At 40.6% G+C, this 21,628-nt stretch carries 16 protein-coding genes and 3 pseudogenes; 13 read left to right on the top strand and 6 right to left on the bottom strand.

Annotated features, from left to right (window positions below):
* From ACEW80_RS11020 to ACEW80_RS11010, 3 genes and pseudogenes are all read right to left on the bottom strand, one after another.
* A pseudogene (locus tag ACEW80_RS11020) lies at positions 1-1,602 on the bottom strand (hypothetical protein); the annotation flags it as partial.
* Positions 1,603-2,518: 916 nt separating this feature from the next.
* Positions 2,519-3,172 carry a PAS domain-containing protein gene (locus tag ACEW80_RS11015; protein WP_373526613.1) on the bottom strand — a complete coding sequence of 218 codons (654 nt, stop codon included), beginning with the start codon at positions 3,170-3,172 and terminating at the stop codon, positions 2,519-2,521.
* Positions 3,159-3,503 (bottom strand): hypothetical protein, encoded by a 345-nt coding sequence (locus tag ACEW80_RS11010; protein ID WP_373526612.1) that lies wholly within the window; start codon positions 3,501-3,503, stop codon positions 3,159-3,161. The genes ACEW80_RS11015 and ACEW80_RS11010 overlap by 14 nt, the downstream gene beginning before the upstream one ends.
* Positions 3,504-3,747: 244 nt before the next feature.
* Between ACEW80_RS11010 and ACEW80_RS11005 the strand changes: the two genes are divergently transcribed.
* The 8 genes from ACEW80_RS11005 (at position 3,748) to ACEW80_RS10970 (ending at position 9,445) form a co-directional block, all read left to right on the top strand.
* Positions 3,748-4,863 carry a ParM/StbA family protein gene (locus ACEW80_RS11005; protein ID WP_373526611.1) on the top strand — a complete coding sequence of 372 codons (1,116 nt, stop codon included), beginning with the start codon at positions 3,748-3,750 and terminating at the stop codon, positions 4,861-4,863.
* 3 nt (positions 4,864-4,866) lie between these two features.
* Complete coding sequence (locus ACEW80_RS11000) at positions 4,867-5,100, top strand: hypothetical protein (protein WP_373526610.1); 234 nt, start codon at positions 4,867-4,869, stop codon at positions 5,098-5,100.
* Positions 5,097-5,321 (top strand): hypothetical protein, encoded by a 225-nt coding sequence (locus ACEW80_RS10995; protein WP_373526609.1) that lies wholly within the window; start codon positions 5,097-5,099, stop codon positions 5,319-5,321. Before ACEW80_RS11000 ends, ACEW80_RS10995 begins: the two co-directional genes overlap by 4 nt.
* Positions 5,318-5,593: a hypothetical protein gene (locus tag ACEW80_RS10990; RefSeq protein WP_373526608.1), complete on the top strand. Its 276-nt coding sequence runs from the start codon at positions 5,318-5,320 to the stop codon at positions 5,591-5,593. Before ACEW80_RS10995 ends, ACEW80_RS10990 begins: the two co-directional genes overlap by 4 nt.
* 259 nt (positions 5,594-5,852) lie before the next feature.
* Positions 5,853-6,296 carry a hypothetical protein gene (locus ACEW80_RS10985; protein WP_373526607.1) on the top strand — a complete coding sequence of 148 codons (444 nt, stop codon included), beginning with the start codon at positions 5,853-5,855 and terminating at the stop codon, positions 6,294-6,296.
* 8 nt (positions 6,297-6,304) lie between these two features.
* Positions 6,305-6,976: a hypothetical protein gene (locus tag ACEW80_RS10980; protein ID WP_373526606.1), complete on the top strand. Its 672-nt coding sequence runs from the start codon at positions 6,305-6,307 to the stop codon at positions 6,974-6,976.
* Positions 6,977-7,046: 70 nt separating this feature from the next.
* Positions 7,047-7,625, top strand: coding sequence for a hypothetical protein (locus tag ACEW80_RS10975; RefSeq protein ID WP_373526605.1), 579 nt, complete (start codon positions 7,047-7,049; stop codon positions 7,623-7,625).
* On the top strand, positions 7,622-9,445 hold the full coding sequence (locus ACEW80_RS10970) for a hypothetical protein (protein WP_373526604.1): 1,824 nt from the start codon (positions 7,622-7,624) through the stop codon (positions 9,443-9,445). Before ACEW80_RS10975 ends, ACEW80_RS10970 begins: the two co-directional genes overlap by 4 nt.
* A 217-nt stretch (positions 9,446-9,662) precedes the next feature.
* Here ACEW80_RS10970 and ACEW80_RS10965 read toward each other — a convergent pair whose 3' ends face one another.
* Positions 9,663-10,349 carry a hypothetical protein gene (locus ACEW80_RS10965; RefSeq protein WP_373526603.1) on the bottom strand — a complete coding sequence of 229 codons (687 nt, stop codon included), beginning with the start codon at positions 10,347-10,349 and terminating at the stop codon, positions 9,663-9,665.
* Positions 10,350-10,727: 378 nt separating this feature from the next.
* Here ACEW80_RS10965 and ACEW80_RS10960 point away from each other — a divergent pair, with 378 nt between their 5' ends.
* The 3 genes from ACEW80_RS10960 (at position 10,728) to ACEW80_RS10950 (ending at position 19,842) form a co-directional block, all read left to right on the top strand.
* The gene (locus ACEW80_RS10960) at positions 10,728-11,165 is read left to right on the top strand and encodes a hypothetical protein (RefSeq protein ID WP_373526602.1); all 438 of its coding nucleotides are present in this window, start codon (positions 10,728-10,730) and stop codon (positions 11,163-11,165) included.
* Between the two features lie 589 nt (positions 11,166-11,754).
* The gene (locus ACEW80_RS10955) at positions 11,755-13,710 is read left to right on the top strand and encodes a hypothetical protein (RefSeq protein ID WP_373526601.1); all 1,956 of its coding nucleotides are present in this window, start codon (positions 11,755-11,757) and stop codon (positions 13,708-13,710) included.
* 9 nt (positions 13,711-13,719) lie between these two features.
* Complete coding sequence (locus ACEW80_RS10950; protein ID WP_373526600.1) at positions 13,720-19,842, top strand: hypothetical protein; 6,123 nt, start codon at positions 13,720-13,722, stop codon at positions 19,840-19,842.
* 52 nt (positions 19,843-19,894) lie between these two features.
* On the opposite strand, the gene ACEW80_RS10945 is transcribed toward ACEW80_RS10950, so the two are convergent.
* Positions 19,895-20,917 carry a tyrosine-type recombinase/integrase gene (locus ACEW80_RS10945; protein ID WP_373526599.1) on the bottom strand — a complete coding sequence of 341 codons (1,023 nt, stop codon included), beginning with the start codon at positions 20,915-20,917 and terminating at the stop codon, positions 19,895-19,897.
* A 75-nt stretch (positions 20,918-20,992) separates the two neighbouring features.
* On the opposite strand from ACEW80_RS10945, the gene ACEW80_RS10940 reads away from it, so the two are divergent.
* Complete coding sequence (locus ACEW80_RS10940) at positions 20,993-21,190, top strand: hypothetical protein (protein ID WP_373526598.1); 198 nt, start codon at positions 20,993-20,995, stop codon at positions 21,188-21,190.
* Positions 21,139-21,306: pseudogene (locus tag ACEW80_RS10935) on the top strand (DNA/RNA non-specific endonuclease); the annotation flags it as partial. The gene ACEW80_RS10940 and the pseudogene ACEW80_RS10935, both read left to right, overlap by 52 nt.
* Positions 21,307-21,313: 7 nt before the next feature.
* Here ACEW80_RS10935 and ACEW80_RS10930 read toward each other — a convergent pair.
* A pseudogene (locus tag ACEW80_RS10930) lies at positions 21,314-21,430 on the bottom strand (nuclease A inhibitor family protein); the annotation flags it as partial.
* Between the last annotated feature and the right edge of the window lie 198 nt (positions 21,431-21,628).

Below are 21,628 nucleotides of genomic sequence, written 5' to 3'. Positions count from 1 at the left end.
TTGGCGATGAGGCATTTTTTCACCAGTTCGCAAGTCAACAACACAATTCTTAAACCCTAATAAATGAGTATTGGTTGGCAGTGGTTCTGCTGGTTCTAAGCGACTGCGGCAATATTTAAAGGCAGATTCCTTGTGTGCGTTAGTTTCGTAAGGCTTGGTTATTCTCCAGCCAAATGTCTTTGTGTAAGAGAGCTTGTAAGCGGATTCTCCAGCGTCAGCGAGGAGCTTGTAAGCTTTATTATCATCTTGGTGTTGCCATTGGTTATTCTCTTGTGACCACTTGTAAAAGGATGAATTCAGTACCATCCATTCAGTTTGAGGAAAGATTTTTCGGTAAGCCCAGCCATCAAAAGTACCCGCCGTCACGCAGTTAGAGTAGGGTAAATTCATGGATTGGCAGACGGATTTGTAGAATGCCTCCGGGTCTGCTGGGTCAATATCTATACTGAAATTAGATAAATCCGTAACTTCTTTTTCAATAGTTTCAGATTCTGCAAACTCAAGCGATCGCGATCGCTCTTGTACTGCTGCGTGGATCTCCTCTTCTAGCTTGCGGATAAACTCTGGTACTTCCATTTGCCCCAAAATTTCTTTAATGTCGCTCGATTTATATGGTAAATCGGGGCAGATGCTATTGGGGCTAATTCCAATAAATGCAATTCCTACTTCGGCTGCACACTCAGAACACGTCTGGAGTTTTTTCAAGCCAGTGTCATCGGGGTCATGCAGAAAAACGATTAATCCTATGCCTGCTTCAATTGCGCGTTGATATTCTCTTGTGATAGTCTTTTTATCCCATCCACTGCCCTGAAACGTAATTCCAGCAAGACCATGCTCCCGACCAACTTCTACGCATCCCTCGCCTTCATGCTGGAGTAGTGCCGGGGTTCCATTTACTGATTTAGCACAGGCTAAAGCTTCATCAATGCGATATGCTCCCCAAGGAAAATCGCCTTTTTTCATTTGGGGTGTGCCATCTGAAAGCCTATGCCATTGCCTAAAGGTCTTGCTGTAACCTTTCTCCTTATTCGCATCTGGCCACTGGTAGCGAACCACCCATTGCGACTCTGAGTAAGGATAAATTGTTTCGGTGGCACTGCCCTCAACATCTTTTGGTGGTCTACTCGTTAATTTTTTCGGTTGGGGTATATCTGTTACAGTATCCGTCAACATCACCAAACCTAATTCACCATCTGGAATTGGTGCTGGTTTGGGCAAGATTCTCTTGGGTTTGGCAGCATTTTGGTTTAGAGATGGAGTGTAATTAGCCCCTGTTCTTTCTGCTAGAACTTCAGCCCAAGGTTTGATCGCCTCTCTAACGTGTTTGCACTCACAGCCGTTAAAGCATCTGTACTTCCCGGTTTCTGGGACGATAGATAAGTCATTCCCGCCACAAGCTGGACAAATAAACTTATCTTTAGCTTTGGATGGTTCTAGTTGGTCTTGAAAATTTCGGATGTCGAATTTTTCAAATGCCTGTTGAGTTCTTGAGGTATTAGTTTTTTCTGGCGTTAGTTCTTGGCTGGCTGATTGAGTACCAGCTATTTTCGATAAGCTCTGAGTCGTGGAAAGCCTGAAATCGTTGTTGGTGTTGACTTGCATTATTTTGGCGCTTCGTTTCGCTTCTGTTGATTGATGAAGGTGGTCGGGAAGCAAATACAGCGCTGGCTCTAAAAAATTGTCTAATCCTGGTTACAAACCAACAAAATTAGATTATTATTTAGAGGTGTACTTTGGCGGTATTTGTCCCCAATGCAGAGCGCCTGGTATCCCTCGGTTGAATTTTTTAGATGTTTTCTAGCCTGCCAGCATCGAATCGCATCTTGAAAATTCTAGGAACCAGTACGCTCGAAGTCTTGAAATACCTGAATTAGAACTGCTTAACTTAAAAACTGTTGATCCGAAGAATCTTTACTAACACTCCTCCTATCAGTAAGGGTTAACGATACAAATCACTCTTAGTATAATCGAATTTTCCTTTTCTAGATAGTAGAGGAATATTTTTTTATGGGAATTCAAAAGTTCTGTTGGGCTAGATTTCAGGATCGTATTTCCGAATGTCAGTGTGATTGACAATTCTTTTTTTTTACACGACACATTTGGGAAATAGCTAGGGGATTTAGTAACCACCCAAACCATTTCTACTCATTTGAATCTACATAACTTTGGGCAGTTGCTTGCCCGTTATAGTGTTCATTTTCCCCTGTTGCCATCTTTATTTTTAGTGAGAAAAATCAACCTGTTTTTTGTCACTAAAAATCCTATATATACTTCAAGTAATTTATCATCGCTTGTGCATTCCCCCTTGAGAATAGTGAATAATTTTCAACTCATTGTTTGGATTCCTCATGTACTTATAGTTAAACATCTTTTGGCTTCAGGTTCCAGCGCTGGCATAATGTGAAAGTTAAAAACATCTGCTCAAGTTTCTACACTATAATTATCAGCAAAATAATTATCAGCAAACTCTAATTCAAGTTCTTTGAACCGCAGCCAATTGCGATCGCGTCTCGAAAAATTAATGCACTGGTTCGGGACAAGCGATTAGTTGACTAGCCAAGTTAGTGGACAGGCGATACCATTGCCCATCGACTTGAAATATTTCATTACGTGCAGTCAAATTGCCCCAAAGGTTGGGGTCGTCGTTTAGTTGGGCGCGGTAATTAATTTCAAAGCTATTGCTCTCAGTCTTTAGCATCTGATACAGGTTATTCAAATCTTCAGGCAACCAGTAATTAACAATGCTTTTTTGAATAACTTCTTGACCGGATTGGCGCATCAATTCGGCGAATGGCTGATTACACCAAACCTGGCGTTGGTCAGTGAGTCTGATTAAAGTTTGGGGTGATGGCTCCTCAACCATTTTTGCTAAAAGATTTACTGACTCCCGGCTCCAGGATTGAGCGAGAGTAAAAACAGACTGATTAGCAATGTTGGCAAGTGGTAGAGACATAGTTACCTCTGCAAGTTGGGCTGGAACTTCGTAATGCTTGCCGCCGGGATAACGAACGTGGCACGAATCCTGACCGAATTGTGCAGCCCAAGCAGCAATAGTCTGACATCTCGAACGTACCCAGGTAAGTGCAATCGCCTGTGTGGGTGCGTCTAAAAGCGGTTCGCCAGAGTCGCCAAATTTTAAATAGTCAAGCAAATCTAGGTTATTTGTGTCCATTGGGTTGTTTCGGTCGAGTGGGGAATAGGCGATCACGCAGGTTGATCAGGAGTTTTACATCTAGTTCTAAGTCGTGAGCGAGTTCAATTAAATCGGGGTCAGTGGGGGGTTTATCGCTGGTCAGGAGTTTTAAAAATGCCTGCAATTGGCTGCTTTCTTCTTTGATTTGTGATGAGTTTTGTTGCGGGTACATCACTTCTGTAAGTAGTGTCTCGATCAGGTTGCTACGGCTCCGATTTTCTTGAACTGCCCTTGCTTGCAAATCGTCTGCAAGTTTTTGGCTACAGACGAACATTATTCTTGGTCGGTCTTTTGCTCGTTGGTTGGGCATACATTAGCTTGGGTTGATTAAACCATATTATTACCTCACAATACTTTTTTGTTAGGTAGTTGACACCTTCATTTACCTATTGCTACTATAACATTGTCAGCCAAAAACAGCCACCCAACAAAGGCAATAGAAGCCAGAAAGTGACGCTTTGGCTAACCCCTAACTGGATATCTGGATTTGTCTAGATTTGACTAAAAATCAATGCAAAGCCAGGAAAAACAAGACTTTACCAATCATCTGAACCATGACAGCTATATATTCCAATGCCCCAAATTGGCTAGTTCAAGCAGACTTGTTAGCCAAATCTGGGCTAACTGACCTCACAGGAGGTAAAGACTCAGGAGCAGGGTATGGCAAGGCAATCATCGGTGATTTTTCGCTCATGATGCCAGCCGCATATTCACTTGTTCGCAACCGCAACATTAAGCACCACGAAACCATCTCAAAAGATGGCTGCTGGGTGCGTTATGTAGAAGGAACGCGGCTTGACTTAAAAGATGTTCAATTCTTTTGGGGAAGTGCAGCGATCGCACAAAGTGACCACACCCTGTTACATGAAGATAAAGGCAAAAAAGCAGAACTCGCATTAGAAAGCATCCTTGCAGACTTAGCAGTTCTCAACATTCCTTCGGGGATGAAACTTTCAATTAGTTTGAGCAACCACAACCCAGAACGCTGGGCAACTGAGATTAAGCGCAGAGTTGAAGGGACTCACACCTTTGAGCATCTGCACCCTGTAACTCGTTCCATTGTCAGCAAGACAGTTGAAATCGTGGTGACAGGGATTTATCCCGAAGGTTTTGGAAGCATTGCCCACTGCTTATTCGGTGAAGCATCTCTGGTGCTTGACCCCTCAGAATTAGCGATCGCACTCGATATCGGTTCATCAACTTGGTTGGTGACTGTCTTTAATGGCAGTGGTGCAGTGATTGACCGTCACCTGATAGAGGGTGGAGCCGGTGAACTACATAGCATGATTGCAGAAGCTCTCGACAAGCGAAACGACCGAGTAAGTCTGCTGTCCAAGGATGTGAAGCACTCACCCAGTTTGGTGAACCAGGGGATTATTGAAGGCACTTTCACTTATGGAGGCAACCACCTCACAGGCAAGAAGTTTGAGGCAGAGTACAGCCAGTGTCTAGATCAGTGGTGGAGTACCAGGATTGAGAAATTCGCTAACTTTGTGACTGCTGGTAATTACCTTGATAGAGCGAAATACCTTGTCGCCTGGGGTGGGGGTGTTTCTCTGCCCGTGGTGGATCAAAACTTAGCCGATTTAGGCTTTGTGGTCTTGAATAATCCCCAATTCATCAATGCCTTGGGGTTGAAGCTATTAACTCAAATATCGAGGGGAGCTTAATTAATGAATTACGAATCTCGGCGTATAACCATCTCCTACTTAGCAGTAATTGAATTGTGCAAGATGTTTGATTTACCTCAAGATGCACCGACACAAGCATTATCAGCAGGTGTAGAAAAGCTGATTTTTCAACACGGCAATGTGCAAACAACGCCAAAAGCCGAAACACTGCAATCTAGGCAGCCAAATAAATCGGCACTTAGCGCAATGGTCACTAATTTCAAAGGGGCAGCATGAACAGAACCACATTTAGAAACACGGTTTTAGGCATTGGAGCAACAGCCGCAGCGATCGCTTTTGGCTATTTCGGAGTGCAGTACATCGGTAAAAACAATATGTTCACTATCGCTGCGGCTGTCGGGGGTGCAGGTGCAATCAGCTATGTACTTCAGAAACCGACTCAAGGAGAATCACCTACCGCACCGATAAAAACCCAAAGGAGAAGAAACAGGTCATGAGCGACCACGACACCGTGCATACACAACCATCGCTAACAACAACCGAAATAATGACCATCATCCTCGGTTGCGAACAAATTCTTAGGTTTGTGCAAGCATCCCCAAATTACAAACAAATCGAAGCCTCCGAAAAGTTCAGTACATCGAATGACTTAAAAATGGGTGATGCTGTCCAAGCCTTGATGGAGATTCACGAAGCAATCCTAAATATCGAATTCTACTCCCAAGTTGAGGGACAAACTTATGCTTTCAACGACAGCCTTACAACGTAACCACCTGTACCAATTCCGTGGTCAACAACTCCGCTACAGCCATCGCTCTAATTGTGAAGTCAATGCTCCTTTCATTTTCAATGACTCGAAAGGCAAACGAAAAGAATTAAGCCAAACCCAAGTGCAAAGGGAGGTTTTTGAATTAAATGAGTTTTGTGAAAACTGATGATGAAGCGATTGCCCCGACCGACCAAAGTAAGTGCGATCGCCTCACCCGAAAGTGCATCAAGTACACATCAGACATTAAGGATTTTAACAAATGACACTTGACTACAAAAATCCCAATGATTGGGGCAAATCGCCTCTGACTGACTCGGCCCTAAGAAAGCAGCAATTCAAAGCGGAAAATCCTGAACAATGGGCAGCAATGATTGAGTCCGATATTGAAGCACTCTCCACACCGCAATTCGAGAGTGAAGATTACCCACCTTTCACCGGAACAGAATTCTTAGCAACTCATGAAACCATCGATGACCATCCATACTCTGCTGCATTTGGTCAATTCTTGGGTAATGGGATTGACCCTGATATTGCAAATACTTTGGCATTTGGTGAGAACAGATTTGATTTAATTTCTGAAGATTTTGACGACCCCGTAAGGCAACTGGCAACGAGAATTTATAGCCGATTTGAAGACATGGGTTACTGGGATGAAGTGCCCGAATCTGACGATGATATCAACTACGACTTAATACCTTATTAGGAGATTAAATGGCACGTAATTTTGGAGGAGCGAAACTCAAAAATCATATTCCCAATAATGCCCCCGGTACGTTAGGAGCAATGGGGAGACTGTTTGATGTGTCGGCTGAAGAGTTCAATAAAGCCTTACAGGGAGATCAAACGGTAATCACCAAAATTGCGGACATGGCGCGACTGTCTGACACTGCAAAAGCCAATTTACCCAAGGCTTTGGAAGCATATCGGAAGATTATTGAAACAACTGGGGATGTAAACCAAGCCTATGCCGAACTGGTGCAATTGACCCAAAAACACGGTACGCAAACCCTGAAAGCTATCAACACTAGTAAGACAGGAGAGCAGCGTTTCAAAAATGAGATGTCCGAGATGCAGGCAGAACACGTCAACGCCACCACTGCGGAGTCCACCCGTCACGCGCAGCGCTCATCCTTGATTCAGATATCTGGGGCTACAGCCGACCTCATGGCGATCGCAAAATATGAGGCTGATTTAATCAAAGCTTCTAACAAACTCCCAGAAGTCCAAGACGCAGCAGATAGAGCTTATGAAACCGCAGTTACTAGCGCACTGTGGACAAACGGTAGTGAAGCGAAAACCGACCGCATACCAAAGCCCAATTACTCGCGCACTGCTGGGATTAGTCGTGTAGGGCAGTGGTTCAGGAATTTTATGGGCATCTAACCATAGTTAGCTAAAAGCCAGCAGTGACGGAAAACTCTGGCTTTTTCTGTTTCACCCACGCGAGGTAAACATGAATGAAATTGATTCCCTATTATCACAGTTCCAAAACACCAGTGAACAGTCCACACCGTTAATGTGGGGTGAAACTACTGAAGAAAAACCGACCCCAGAGAGCGAAGACGGCGAACGGTTAGAGCAATCAATTAGGGATGTCTTCAGTAACAAGCAACTGCTAAACAAAGCACTGGCTACATTCTTGGGAGTGTTTACTGCCAATGCTGGAGTCAGCTTACTGACAAGTCTTGGGATTGGGGCGATCGCTTCTGGCACTTTAAGCAGCATTGTACTTGGGCTATTTTTCGCCAACACTCTCACGAAAATTCAATACGACGGGCGAATCCACATTGGTAAAGACTTCATGGTAGCAACTGCCCAAACTGCAAGTGTAGGGGCAACTCTTTGGGTAGCGTTTGACGAGTATCGAATGGTGTCAGGAGCAACTAGTACAGGTAAGACAAGATTCTATTCAGAAGTAAGACAGTACGAAGTTAAGCCCAGCCCCCAGACTGAAACACCTTGGCTGAGTATTGGGTTAGCAGCATTAGGAGTGTTGTTGCTTGCAGCAATAGTAAGAGGGAGAAGCCAATGAAACGTAAGCGGTTTGAGGATTATCTACGCTCAGGAACAGCCAACAATATCACTGTGGGGGTGCTGGCAACCATTGGCTTAATTTGTGGGGCAAAGTCATTCACTGGCACTCAGATTAGTTTGGTTGAATATTGCTTCATCCCCGAAAAGCTCACTCATCCAGTTAACCGTCAAAGGTACTGCACTCCCAACAAGCGTTACATAATGCCTGAATCGGAGTTTTATGCCTCTTCTTATGCACCAGCTAACCCAGAGTTTCAGCGTGATAACTTCTTGCCTACCAAAGCTACCCGCTTAAGAATAATAGAACCAAGTAACCCGGATAAGGCTTTGTGGGGATTAGCTTCAGTGCTATTCGTTGGTGGAGCTTATGGGTTATCCAAAGCTAGGGAATGGCGATTAGTCCAAATAATGCCCTCTGTTAGGGAAGAAATTCGTAGCAATTGGCTAATTGCCAAACTTTGGTCAGGGTTAAGGCTCCATAAGGAAGCATATAGCGCCCAACTAGATTACGAATTCCACCAATGGACGGAGAATAGACGGGTAAGAGAAGCGCAGTTGTCAAAAATGACACCGCAAGAGTTAGCTATATTTCAGGAGCAAGTGAGGTTAAGGGCAGAGGCAGAAGCACGGGTGCAACTGCAACAGGCGACTGGACAACCAGCCGGGGCATTGCCAGGGCAATCAATGCAGGATATCGCCAGGGGTGACGATAAAGTTACTGGCTCTGAACAGCAGACATTAGGACAAAATACTGCTAGTAGCCTTGACCCATCAGAAGCTCTTGCCCTAAGTACTTTGCAAGCCCTAGCCAGAGCCGATAGCTCCACTGCTTTAGTTGCCGCACCGGGAAGCGGTAAATCGGTAACGCTCAATTACTTAATTCAGAAAATCTTGGCGGATTACAAGAGTGCTGATATCTGGGTAATTAGTGCTAAGAATGATAGTTTTTGTGGTTTACGCGAGAAGGGGCGGGTAATTGTCTTTGATCAGGAAAACCCAGACGAAGCCAAAGAGGTAATTGACAACTTTTACACCTCGTACAAACAGCGTAAGCAACTACCAGAAACAAAGCGCGAATCCTTACCGCCATTGATTCTAATTCTGGATGACTGGTTAGTGATTGCTGACCAATTAAGTAAGCATTACTCTGATTGGAATTATGGGGGTAAATTACTTGATGTTTTACTGATTGGTAGAGAGTTTAATACTAAGTTTATTGCTTCCCTACAGTCTTTTAATTTGGCGGCTTTGGGCATTGAAAAGATGGATGCTCAAACTCGTCTCTGTCTCAATTTACTGCTGTTAGGTAACAGGTATATCAAGAATGGAAGGGAGCAAGAATCTTATGGGGTACTGGAATTGATTTTAAATAGAGGTGACATTATTCCAGGTAAGCAAGAACGAGAACAAATTAAATCTAAATATCTGTCAGTAAAAACAGTCTCCTATCAAAACTTGCGTCCAGTAATGATTGCTTCCGTTGGTGGTTTTGTTGTGGCATTAATGCCCCAATTATCTAATCAAGCCAAGCCAATTGCTTCGGAGCAGGAATATCTAGATAGAGTGTATGAGCTTGAATTTAATTTAACTGCTGATCACAATCTACATCCCAAACCATTATCTGAGGTGGCTAAAAAGATTTATGAATACTTCCAGAATGTCAAGAATAAAACGCCAAAAACATTACGCGATTTGAAGAAAGCAGACAGGTTATCTGGTTATGAGGAGTCAGAATTAATTGATGGATTAGCTGAATTAGTTAAGACTGAGAAGGTAAATTCTGATGACAATGATAGCTACTCCCTGCCTGATTGGTGAAAGTCTTGCCGTGATGCCGTGGTCATAAAAAGGGATGTCTTACTGGCCTTAATGGGTGTCTACGGCATACGGCAGCAATCACGGCAATCCTTGCCATGTATAGGTCGTAGCCTACGGCATGGTTACGGCATCGCGGACAACCACGGTAGAAGCACCAATAATAAATCAGCCCTCTAAACAGCCCAATGTTATTACATATTATTTAGCTTACACAAGTTTAGCCTTGTGTTCTGGCTCTATTCAGTGCTTGTTCATCGACAACAATTTGTCCGTCAGTCTGCACCCATCGCCACAAGCCCTGCAAGAAGTTCTCGTCAGGAAAGTCGCCTATTGTGACGATATCCAAAAGTTCAGCCCCGCTACCTTCACTACGAATGTACCGCAGTGGTTGATCATTGAAAGTTCCGATAATTTGCTTAGGGATTTTTGAAGCATTAATCAGTATATCGCCCAGGTGTTTCTGAAAAGCTGGTAAACCGCCTAACGGTTTCCAATGTTGATGAAACGTATACATCCTGTTTTCATCAAATAATCTATGTGCTAAACCATCAAAGACAATATCTTCATAGCCAAAAACCTCTATGTAACCAGGGAGTTTGTCCCAATCAAAATTGTTCTTCGGCATCCAAATGGCTTTTACTATGCGATATATATTCCATTCAGCTTCTTTATTCTCATACACTTCATCGTCTAAGAATTCTACGATGTGAGTTACTCTCGCTCCTTGTATCAGTAGCATTAGATCACCCTTGAGAGGTTCTTTAGCATTAGGTTTATCTTTATAATTACGCCAGTGTAGACAAAAAATATTCGTTCCGGGAATAGCCATATCATCAGGATCACTGTAAGCCCAACGCCCTTGATCTTTCACGTTCTTCAACCACTTCAACTGTGATAAATCCATAAATTATTATCGGGATAAATTTTCTTGAAAATACTGCTTACTTGTCAAACATGACCCAGAATTCCGTAAACTGCTAGGCTTGTCCAACCCTATATATAAATTGCCCAATATCAAGCCTAGAGTAACAGCCCTACCTATGGCAGAGCTTTTACTACCCACCACCAAAATCATCAGTAACCCGTGTTCATGGCGATCATTATTCTCTGTTGGCTTAGTGATCGCTAATCATGGATTTATTCAATGTAGTTAACTAAATCAGCATTAAAAATCTAATGGATAAAACAGCAAAGAGAAGTGAGGAGAGCGATCGCTGTTTTCCGGGACAATTAAGATGGATTTAACCTTGATTCTGCACTCGGTAGCACAAAGGAGTCGATAATGGGAGAAGCCAAAAGGCGCAAGAAGTTAGACCCCAATTGGGCGAAATCAGGGGGATTCAGTCAGCCCAACAAACCAAAAATTACCTACTTGTCTGAAGAACACCCCGACTATGAAAAAGCTAGTGAGTTAAAAAAGACCTTTTACCCTGACAAAAACTTTGTTTACCTAGTCCGCCTAGACTACTCAGATGGTGATTACTTCGTAGGGGCAGTAAACGCATTCTTGCAAGGTACTGAGATTACAGTCAACGCGATTTGGTCAGCTAACCCCAATTCTCAACGCACGGGTCTAGAATTATTACAAAGTATTCGTCGAGACATTGGTTTGAAAGCCAGAGACGACATGAATCAATCCTCTGTCGCAATTGACGACATGAATCAATCTAATGTCGTAATTTACGATATGACTCAATCCTCTGTCGTCAATTGCGAATAATACCCCACCCTGTTCTCTTTGATTACTGTTTAATGAGTTGGTTGAGAACAGTTTGGCCATCTGGCTTGATGCAAACACCATCGAAATCACTGAAAATCATCCAGACGGACAGAAGTAGACAGAATTCTTATAGAACAAGGGACAGAACAGACAGACATCTAGACAGAAACTAGACAGCAGACATTAGCCCTCGGTTCATCACCGGGGTTTTCTGTTGGTGGCTTGAGCCAGACTGCTGAAGAAGGCGAATTCCCCCAGGCGCTCGTCTACCTCTTGCCTAAAGTCGGCGATCGCGGAGCGTCGTAGCGAGGGTGTTTATGACTTGCAATTTCCATTAAATTTTTCTCTTAGAAATAGCCAATCAACTTAAAGCATTAAAATTCTGGAATTGTTCATGGTATATCTGCTGTATCCCAAAATAAATTTGTATACAGCGCCCAGCCATGCCCCAAGACTTCTCCGGTCATAATCGGCACGGTGATGCCTATCTCGGCTCAATGCCTATTTGTCCAAAGTCCAAGTTAGAATAAAATCTAACTTAAATAGAATCACGGTTGTATTTTAATTTGATATATGCATTTGAAATGCCATGAAGCTAAACTATTGGGTTGGTGGATTCGTAATTGTAGTAATCTTATTCTCAAATTCTCTGGGTTTAACACAGACGGGAGAGAGTAGTAACAATCCAAAAAGAGTAAATGAATCACAGCCAACCTATGTTATTGGACTTCGGAAAAATTCTGCTCCTATAAGTTCTATAGCTCCTGATCGGACTGATAGTGATAGGTTTGAAGGTTATTGTCATGCCTTCATAGAGACTTTAAAACAGAACATTACCGGAAATATAAAGACAGTATCTGTTACAAGGGGGAAACGTTTCACTGGACAAGGAGAGGATGGAAAAAAACTGGATGCTCTATGTGGACCTGATACTATAACCGCAGGACGTGAGGCTACAGAATTACAAGAGAATGATCTGGATGGAAAATTTTCAAATCCTTTTGCTTGGACAAGCATAGCAGCTTTATTAGAAAAGAAAAATAAAGATACTTTTTTATATCCACCTTCACCACGAGAATTAAAGATTAGCGTTCTCTCCGGAACTACTACTTATGAAGTTGTAAAAGCATTGTACCCTTCATTATTTTGGAGTAAAAAAATTGACAATTCTAAGGACTTTCAAGACGCAATTAATAAACTAACAAAGGGAGATGTTATTGCTTACTTTGACGACGAAATTCTTTTGAGGGATAGACTTAAAAAAATATCATCAAATCCACAAGAAAAAGAATATATTATTTTGCCTCTACCAAGTATTATAGAGTACGGAATAATAGTTTTTCATACAAAAGAAAAGAAAAATCAGAAGCTATTGGAGGTGATAAATAATTTATTGGAAAACGCACCACAAAAGAAATTTGATAGCACAACTATTAAAATTTTAAACGAGAATGCGGATTTTCAAAATTTCATTAACAGTGTAAAAGCAAATAATTTATTAGAGCCTACTCCTACTCCTACTCCTACTCCTACTCCTATTCTTAATCGTACTTTTCTTCAAGGATATTTGTGGTTATTAGTATTTTGTCTTATCATAATTATTTTAATTATTATATGGTTGTATAGTAATAAAAATCGTGCTAAAAGAAACAGGCCAGCTTCTCCAATACGTACTCCAATCAATGATGAATTAAATCCTCAAAATAGCTCATATTTTGACAAACTTGATCTGTACCACAACAAAAGTGTTGACCCAAGAGCGATCGCAATTTCTTTTAAGCAGTTGGTAGAGAATCACCCACAGGCAGAATTACGAATTGTAGGGATGGAGGTACGAGGCAAAGATAAGTTTTTAGTTCGTGCGGAAACCGCAGCTACATCTAACAAGTCTGAACTTAGTGCTGAATATTTTGAAACTTACAATGAGATAAAAAGCTTGCCAGAGCGAGAAATTAGATTACTATTATCAGAAAAAGATAATCAAATCGGCAGATTAGAGAATATGGTAATGACGGCGTTAGAGCGCCCTAATTTTTATTCAAACACCCAAGTAGGACAGGTAAGTACTATGACTAGCAATCCCGGTGGCTTTTCAGTTGGTGGTTCAGTAGGCGGCAATGCCAGTAACGTTCAAGGGGACGGCAACCGCGCAGTTCAAGGGGACAATAATCAGGCTGTCCTGGGTGATGGGAATCAAGTAACTCAACAAAATCAAGTGGGTGCAGATACCGGAGAATCACTAACTAAAGAGGATGTTGTAAAGTTACTGGCAGAATTAGAAACTTTAATTCAAGGCGCAGAACTCCCAGCCGACACTAAAGAAGAAGTAATTGAAGACTTGAGTGCAGCTAAGAAAGCAACGGATAAAGAAGAACCAAATAAGCAACGAGCATTAGAGCGTTTGGGAACTGTGGCAGAAACACTTGATAAAACGAGTAAGGGCGTGGAAGCAGGTCAGAAAATCTGGACAACAGCCAAGCCGATTATTGTGAAAGTTGCAACCTGGTTAGGTGCGGCGGCTGGTTCTCACCTGCTAGGGTTGTAGAACTGATTTATGAGTCAGCAACCTGAGAACTTGGAACCACAACAGCCTGATGTAAATTCAACGCAGCAGGCTGATACTCTCACACCTCAAAATTTAGTTCAGGGAAATCAAAACCGAGCCGTTCAAGGTAATAATAACCAAGCTGTTATCGGGGATGGCAATACTATATTTAACAATGATATTGCTATCAATACAATTAATAACAATGTTTATCAGGCAGTAATTTATAATCAACCTGCACAACAAAACCAAAGATTTTTAGAGTTGCAATTGTCAGCAGTGACTTCTGAACTAGATCGTACTTTATTAGAGTTATCAGAAGCTAAAAATGCAGAACTACAGGAAATTATAGAACTGGGTCATCGAGGGCAAGTAAAAAATGCCTATGCTCGTGTAGCAGAATTAAGGAAAGGAGAGAATTGGAATAGATTCACAAAATCGCTTCAAGCTAAAATTTTCAGAATGTTAGCAGGGTATGCAATTTTAATTGATAAAAATGGAGAGAAAGCTAAGGCTCTAGCAGACGAAGCACATAACATAGATCCAGATACAGATGAGACTTATATTCGTACCCTTATTTCATACCAGACTGAAGGTGCTAAAACTACTTTAACCAAGATTTACACTACAAATAATATCTATATTTTTAATCTCAGATTAGGATTGTTGTTAGAGCAAGGTCGTTTCGATGATGTAATTAACGAAATCCAAACTATTCCTGAAAGTATCCAACCAAATGCTGAAACTTATCGACTGCACGCATTAACTCTTCTGTGTCAAGGTAATATCCACAGTGCCACACATAAAATCCAAGAAGCTATTGCTATTAGTCCTGATTGGGAGAGTGTGCGTGAATATGAAGCAATAATTAACTACTTTAGTGCAATATCGCCTGTTATCTTGCAGCCATCAACCTTTCCTCATCCAGAACCTGTAGATAGTTCGTTTCTAAAACGTGATGCTGAAAGTTTACAACGTTTACGTAAAGCGGAAGCTGAATTTGCAAAGCTGATATTAGAAACTGAAAGAGAAGATGAGTTATACCAATATAGACAAGAATGGCGTTTAGCTTGTTTGGCAAATGATCCAGAACGACAACCCGAAGCTGAAGCTTTCTGTCAAACTCTTCTACAACACAACCCTATTCAAACAAGAGTAATTATTTGGGCTATTGCTCGAAATTACCAAATTAATCTATTATCTTGTAAAAATGCCTTAGAAAAATATATTGAAGAATCAGAAAATAATTTTGAACAAATTACAGTTTTGATTTGGTTATATTTAAATGAAGACAAAAATCAACAAGCATTAGCACTTCTGGAGCAAAAAAAGGGTTTATTTGAACAACAAGACTTAACAAATTACTGGATTCTTTGGCACGCTCAAATACTGGTTGCTAATGGAAATTATTTAGAAGCTTTACAAGAAGCAAATACTTTAAATAATACTCCTGCTAGTCGTCAAGTACATACCCTCATATTACGACAAATTGCCAAGCAGTCTAACGACTGGCAATCAGTAGTTGAGTATTTAGAAACTTGCTTTCAGGAAAGTAAAAATGCTTGGTTTTTATATGAATGCTGTCGGCTGAAAGCTGACCTAAAAGACTGGACTTACATTGCTGACCGTGCAGATACGCTAGTAGAAAGTGTTGGCACTCCGGCGGCTTTAGACCTTGCAGTTAATTGTCTCTGGAATGCAGAACGACCAAGAAAATGCCTCCAGTTATTGAATGATAATCAACAACTATTCCCAGAAGGTTTTTTGCCTGGGTACTTACGCAATTTAAAAATTTGGTGTTTAGTAAAAACAAAAACTTCCTTAACAATCCAAGTAGTCGCTGAAGCTGAAGCTTTGTTTAAAGAACAGAGACAGATTGAATATCTGTTGACTTGGATGAATTTACAGTTACGCTTAGGAGATACGAAAGGACTGGTAATATCAGCACGACAGTTGGCAGCTCATAAAGATGCTCACCCAAGCAATCTTCTATGGGCGGCCAGTTGGGTTTATCTCGAAAGCAAAGACTTGGCACAGAAGCTATGGAAGCAAGCTACAGAACAATCTATTGATGAAAATCTGCTGGGTTTGGTAATTGATTTAAGTTTCAAGTTGAATCTTGAAAAAGAAGCACGTTCATATATACAACAAGCACAACTTCTAGCGTTAGAAGGAAAAGGGCCATTTAAGGCTATTGAAATTAGAGAATTACTGAAATTAAATCAAAATTGGTACAACCAAGTAACTGATATTAGTCAAAAATATGATAACGGAGAACTACCAATACACTTGGTAACAGAAGCAGGAAGAATTCCTTTAGTAAAACTGCTTCATGAACAATTGCAAAAAAATGCTTTTGTACCTAACCCACATTTTCAAGCACCTGTCTTTATTCGTCACGGCGGTCGTCCTCTACAAATACTACCTTTTTCAGAAGAATTTATAAGTTTATCCTCTCAATGGTGCTTACATCTAGACATATCCGCTTTTTTATTAGCCGCACACTTGGATATTCTGGATGCAGTAGAACAGTATTTCCAACCTTTGAAGATTTCGGCTGCTTTTCAAATGTCTTTAGTGCATCAGCGCCAAATGCTTTTATCTTACCAAGCTTCTCGTTTTGATACTAATCGTCAAATTTTAGATTACATTAAAAGCCGCAAATTAAGAGAAATACAACCTGATAATAATATCACGGAGTTTGGAGAACTGGCAGAAATTCAAGGTAAAGAATGGGCATCTTTACTAGAAAAATTCAAAGCTGAAGGTGGGTATTTAGTTGAGTTTTTACCTCTTTCTAAGATGAATAACGAAGGAGAATTATACCCGATTGCATTATCAGATTCAGCAAAAGCACACATAATAAATTGCCGCTCTTTGGTAGAGGCATTGAAACGCAATAATCTACTAGGAGAAGAACAATATCAAGAAGTTTTACAAGATTTAGGCAACCAAGCTTATCTAGATCCTTTTGCTCCTATCCCTCAACTTAATACTCCGGTTGTTTTCATAAATAGTACCATCTCATCATTAACAAAAACTAAAGTTTTTAGCAAAATATGTCAACATTTTCAAGTATTTATTGAGCATAATTACCTTAAACAAATCCAATTAGAATTGGAAACTCATGAAAAGCAGTGTTTAGAATTAGACCAATGGTTATCAAGGCTAATGGAGCGAGTACGTGATGGATTGGAACAAGGTATTTATGAAATAGTTACACTACCAGACGATGAAAATGAGCAAGAAGTCAAACAAGAAGATAATTTAGACCTACTCACTGTTGCTGACTTGTTAACATTTACAGCTAACCCAAATGATGTTATTTGGATAGATGACCGTTGCATTAATAAATTTCCACATCGTCAAGGTTCCCCCATTATTACTATTCTTGAAGTGCTTGATGCCCTCCTTGCGGGTGAACAACTAAGTCTAGATGATTACTATGAGAAAATTTCGGTACTGCGTAAAGCGAATGTCCGTTATATTCCCATTACTGGACAAGAAATCATCCACTTTCTTAAACAAGCACAGGTAATTGATGGTGAAGTAAAAGAAACCGAGGAGCTATCAGTTATTAGGCGTTATCTTGCTTCCTGCCTCCTAGATAATCATAGATTACAAATTCTACCAGCGACACCTGAAAATTTTTACAATTTTCAAAACGAATTTAACTTTATACTAACTTGCTTCCGTGCTACTGAAGATGCCATTGTTACTGGATGGCAAGAGAAAGATTTAAGCGAGGATTATGCAGTAGCTTATGCTAATTGGATAGTAACTAATTTATATACTGGTACTTTTGGTACTCTCCACTTATCATCTCTATCTAATCCTGAAAACAATGGATACAATTTTGTAGCTCTAGATATTAGTGGTTTGTATATACGTGGTATTGGAACGTTAGATATCACCATGCTGTTAGAACCAACAGACATTGAGCAGCAAGAAGAGCTTACACGCCGTCAACGATATTTCAACTGGATTGACCAAAAAATTTCTCAGAAACGCTTTAGAGTCAATCCAGAAGTTTCTAAAATTACTGCTCACATACTTCATACTGCAATAATCGAGAACAGTATGAAACCCCAAGAGGATGAGACACAAAATATAGTTAACAAACTCATTACTAGGGAATTTTATAAAGACCTACCTAAGATAGTTAGTCGTGAAATAGAATCTGATACCAGTTTGATGGAATGGCTGGGTTACGAAGTTTTTGAACTTATTTATATTAAGTCTTTTGTCTTTATAGGAGCAGAATTTTGGTTAACTGTTGAAAAAGCTATTAACGAAGGAGAAGCATTTGTAGAAGCAAAACAACCACAAAAAAATTGCAATATCCAAAGAAATTTAGTAGATGAGTCCTCTCAAATAATTCTAGAAATAAAGAGTGAAGATAATTCACTTAATAAAGTATTTGATGATCCTCTTTTATTATTACTCTCTAATAATCGAAATATATATAAGCAGATTCTGGAACAGCATCGTTCATGGTTTGATTGTGATAATGAAACATTTGAGCAGTTTACTACTGAAATAATATCATTAGAAAATGCTAGAGAGCGATTTAGAATAGTAAAAGCTTTCAGAGATGATTCAGTTGCTAGATTTTATACAGTTCTAGAAAATCAAATCGAAAATAATAACTCGTTCAGTGCAGATGATGTAATTCCTTCATCAAGTGATGGACTTCTACGGTACTTTAGATTAGATAAATTAATCACAGATAACAGTAACTTTTTAATTCAAATAAGTAGCGCAGCTGAATCTCTCTTAAATTCTGATGGCTTAGAGGAAACATTAAACCGATTATGCTGCTTACCAGTTAAACTCCCACAGATTTTAATAGAATCATTAGGTAATATATCCGCAGAACAAAGGCAAAGTCTGCTCGAAAGTTTAACAGAAAACTGGACATCTCCCATATCAAAACTTCATTTAATTGACTTGGCTCTTCATTTTAGTGGTGACGGTTCCAGAATTACTGATTTAGCTACAAGAATACTAGATGAGTTATGTAGTGAGGAAGGTGAGCTTCACTTCTCTATATTTCAGACCATACTTTATCTAGTCAACAATGAATTTAGTCATTGGAATGAAACAGAAAAATGGACTGTGCCTACGAAACTGGCTATGCTATGGGGGCATACTAGCAAATTACACAATATACTTGTCCCCGACATAGAGGTGGAATCTTTAAAGGCTTATGCTCAAGACTTAGAAAAATATTGTTGGTCTAGGCAACTTAACGCTGATACATTTAACCATGACCTAGAGTTTTGGAATGATATATTGCATCCAAATAGACTAACAAGGGAGGAGTTTGTTGTTAATGGTCTTGCAGCAATTACAGTCGATAAACCAGTTGAATTACTTGAATGCCTTGGTATGATTGACAAAGTAGCTACTTTTGCAGTGCGTGTCAAGGAAGAACAGCGTGTGCCAGATTTGAGGCTACTTCGAGATCCAATGCTGGCGAACGACTGTTTAGGCTCCTTACTCCGAAGTGACCGTCAACAAAGTCGATTACTGGGAACAGAACTCAGCGAGTATTTGGCATCTAGTCACCTAAAAACAATTACAGAAAATGCAATTGCAACTTTAGAAGAAAATCAGCTTTCTAAAGATTCCTGGTTATGGTTAATTATAGTGGTGGATACTTTACCAATTTATGATGATCTAAGAGAAAAATTGAAACATATTATAGAAACTTTGGATGTTTCTTCATTGTTGGCAACAGAGATAGATTTAGTATTTTTAGCTTTTAAAGTTGCTTCATCCCAGATAATTTATATGGGAGATGAGCAATTAGAATCCTGTTTAGAAGATAAAGTGATCTATCTTGCTAATTTACTTGCTCTTCAAGACAAGGAAACAAATTTAGATAAACAACATATCCATAAATTTTTAGAGATTGTTTTCCGGCTTGCTGATATACCAAAAAATCCCAATAAAACTAGCCTGACTATAGGCAAATTATTGAAAAAAACTTTAGGTGTATGGCCACGCCTTGCTAACACTGATTTATATCTCATAATGTCCAGGTTTGTTGACGAGTTGCCAATACAAAAACTAACCGGGTTATGGGAAGTAGTTTTGTATCTTCGGGCAATACGCGAGCATGAATAGTAATAAAATTTGCTACTCGTCGCAGCTTCGTAACACTTCAAATTATTAACTTTTATTCGTCCGAATCCTTCAACATACCCGTCAACAACTCCGACATTTCCCACAGGTCTTTATTCCGGTTATCGTCATAAATCATCAGCGTTCGCGGGTCTGCATGACGGCTTAATTTCTGCACCTTTCTGATATTCCCATCAGTGGCATCAAGTGCCGCCGTAATCGCCGAATGCCTGACCCTGTGAGGTGACATGGGTTTCTTAACCCCAGCGAACTTAAAAGCAGTAGCCACTATTTTATAGATGGCATCCGTAGTCAATCTATGCCCTTCATTATGAAAATCTAATGCTGTAAAAATTGGTAAATTGCCATTCAAATCCCCTCGTGCAATTAACCAATCTGCAAGAGCAGCCGCCACATCCTTGGACATATCCAAATACTCTTCATTCGTTCCCTTACCCTTGCCCAAAACCCTCAACTTGCGCCCATAAAAATCAAAGTCACCCACATTTAATTGACATATCTCCTGGCGACGCAAAGCCAAACCCCACAGCACCAAAAAAATCGCATAGTTGCGTTTACCAATCAAAGTCTCCCTATCAAACTGCTGAATTACAATAGATATCGCTTTGCTATCAACACCCCGCGTATCCCGGTACGCCTTGACCTTCTCCCCCGACACATCTTCCAGGGAATAGTTGCACACCCCCAACTTCCGCCCCATCTTCGCCAACGACTTAATCGCCGCCAACCGCCGATTGATTGTCGCCTCCCGCAACCCAGATTTAATCAACATCGCCTTATATTTCAACACCACCATCACCGCTTGCTCTCGCTGCAAGTGCAGAAACTCCAGCACACTATCACCAGTCGGCGGTAATAAAGTCATCTTCAGAAAAAAATCCCTCAAATCCTTTTCATAAGCCCGTCGAGTATTGGGGTTGCGCTTATCTGCCAACAACTGCGCCAACACATCCGGGTCTTTGTCAAGTTGTGCGTCAAAATATCGAGCGATCGGGGCATCTAAACACGCCTCCAACTCAACTTTAACTAGCTCACCAAAAATTGGCTCGTTAGGCATAATTGCTCACCGACTCGTTATTGATAATACAGATTTCCAATAACGTCTATCATACGGCCACAGGTGGCAGCATTAATGTTTACATTCACTTCGGAGCAAAATTCTCCTTGCGGAACTAGGCAGGTGTCAATTGGTAATGGTATATCTGTAATTTCCTGTTTTGATATCAAAATTGATATCGACAAACTGATTCGATCGCGAATCCGAATGGCGATCGCCCCCCGCATAACGCACCTCCCACTAAGCTTACGCCTGATAATTACCTCATGGTAAAAAATCAATATGCACTCTCAGTAAACCAAACCAAAGGGACTGCGAATTGGGCAAGCTGGCAGCTTAACAAGTCATGGCTAGGGAAAGCAGAGCGCCAGGATAACTTCCGCCCGGACATGTTCTAGGTGCAATACCTGACCAAAGAAACACAAGAAATGGATACTCGGATTCGCTCATAAATAACAAACCTTCAGATGCTTGTTTTAACTTAGCGATAATTTCTGAATTGGTATTAGTCATCAAAAAAAGTGATATTTTCTATGGGGTGCTGGTCTTCTGATGAATAGAAGAAACTAGGTTTGACGATTAATGTTAGTAACTATCTGATTTTCTGAAGGATGTTTGTAATGAGGTTGATTAATCGGGGGGCATAAATAATTAAAAGAATTGTCAGTATGTGACAGTTGCATACTCCGGGGTGCATTTAAAGCAATGACA

The sequence above is a fragment of the Nostoc sp. genome (assembly GCF_041747015.1).
In the GTDB taxonomy this organism is placed as follows: domain Bacteria; phylum Cyanobacteriota; class Cyanobacteriia; order Cyanobacteriales; family Nostocaceae; genus Nostoc.
The sequence above is the reverse complement of the archived record's forward strand: the minus strand, read 5'-3'. Positions and strand labels throughout refer to the sequence as shown.

What these genes read in the sequence shown, in the direction of transcription:
- ACEW80_RS11015 (WP_373526613.1), bottom strand. Translation starts at nt 3,172, where the DNA reads ATGGACACAAATAACCTAGATTTGCTTGACTATTTAAAATTTGGCGAC.
- ACEW80_RS11010 (WP_373526612.1), bottom strand. Translation starts at nt 3,503, where the DNA reads ATGCCCAACCAACGAGCAAAAGACCGACCAAGAATAATGTTCGTCTGT.
- ACEW80_RS11005 (WP_373526611.1), top strand. Translation starts at nt 3,748, where the DNA reads ATGACAGCTATATATTCCAATGCCCCAAATTGGCTAGTTCAAGCAGAC.
- ACEW80_RS11000 (WP_373526610.1), top strand. Translation starts at nt 4,867, where the DNA reads ATGAATTACGAATCTCGGCGTATAACCATCTCCTACTTAGCAGTAATT.
- ACEW80_RS10995 (WP_373526609.1), top strand. Translation starts at nt 5,097, where the DNA reads ATGAACAGAACCACATTTAGAAACACGGTTTTAGGCATTGGAGCAACA.
- ACEW80_RS10990 (WP_373526608.1), top strand. Translation starts at nt 5,318, where the DNA reads ATGAGCGACCACGACACCGTGCATACACAACCATCGCTAACAACAACC.
- ACEW80_RS10985 (WP_373526607.1), top strand. Translation starts at nt 5,853, where the DNA reads ATGACACTTGACTACAAAAATCCCAATGATTGGGGCAAATCGCCTCTG.
- ACEW80_RS10980 (WP_373526606.1), top strand. Translation starts at nt 6,305, where the DNA reads ATGGCACGTAATTTTGGAGGAGCGAAACTCAAAAATCATATTCCCAAT.
- ACEW80_RS10975 (WP_373526605.1), top strand. Translation starts at nt 7,047, where the DNA reads ATGAATGAAATTGATTCCCTATTATCACAGTTCCAAAACACCAGTGAA.
- ACEW80_RS10970 (WP_373526604.1), top strand. Translation starts at nt 7,622, where the DNA reads ATGAAACGTAAGCGGTTTGAGGATTATCTACGCTCAGGAACAGCCAAC.
- ACEW80_RS10965 (WP_373526603.1), bottom strand. Translation starts at nt 10,349, where the DNA reads ATGGATTTATCACAGTTGAAGTGGTTGAAGAACGTGAAAGATCAAGGG.
- ACEW80_RS10960 (WP_373526602.1), top strand. Translation starts at nt 10,728, where the DNA reads ATGGGAGAAGCCAAAAGGCGCAAGAAGTTAGACCCCAATTGGGCGAAA.
- ACEW80_RS10955 (WP_373526601.1), top strand. Translation starts at nt 11,755, where the DNA reads ATGAAGCTAAACTATTGGGTTGGTGGATTCGTAATTGTAGTAATCTTA.
- ACEW80_RS10950 (WP_373526600.1), top strand. Translation starts at nt 13,720, where the DNA reads ATGAGTCAGCAACCTGAGAACTTGGAACCACAACAGCCTGATGTAAAT.
- ACEW80_RS10945 (WP_373526599.1), bottom strand. Translation starts at nt 20,917, where the DNA reads ATGCCTAACGAGCCAATTTTTGGTGAGCTAGTTAAAGTTGAGTTGGAG.
- ACEW80_RS10940 (WP_373526598.1), top strand. Translation starts at nt 20,993, where the DNA reads ATGTTTACATTCACTTCGGAGCAAAATTCTCCTTGCGGAACTAGGCAG.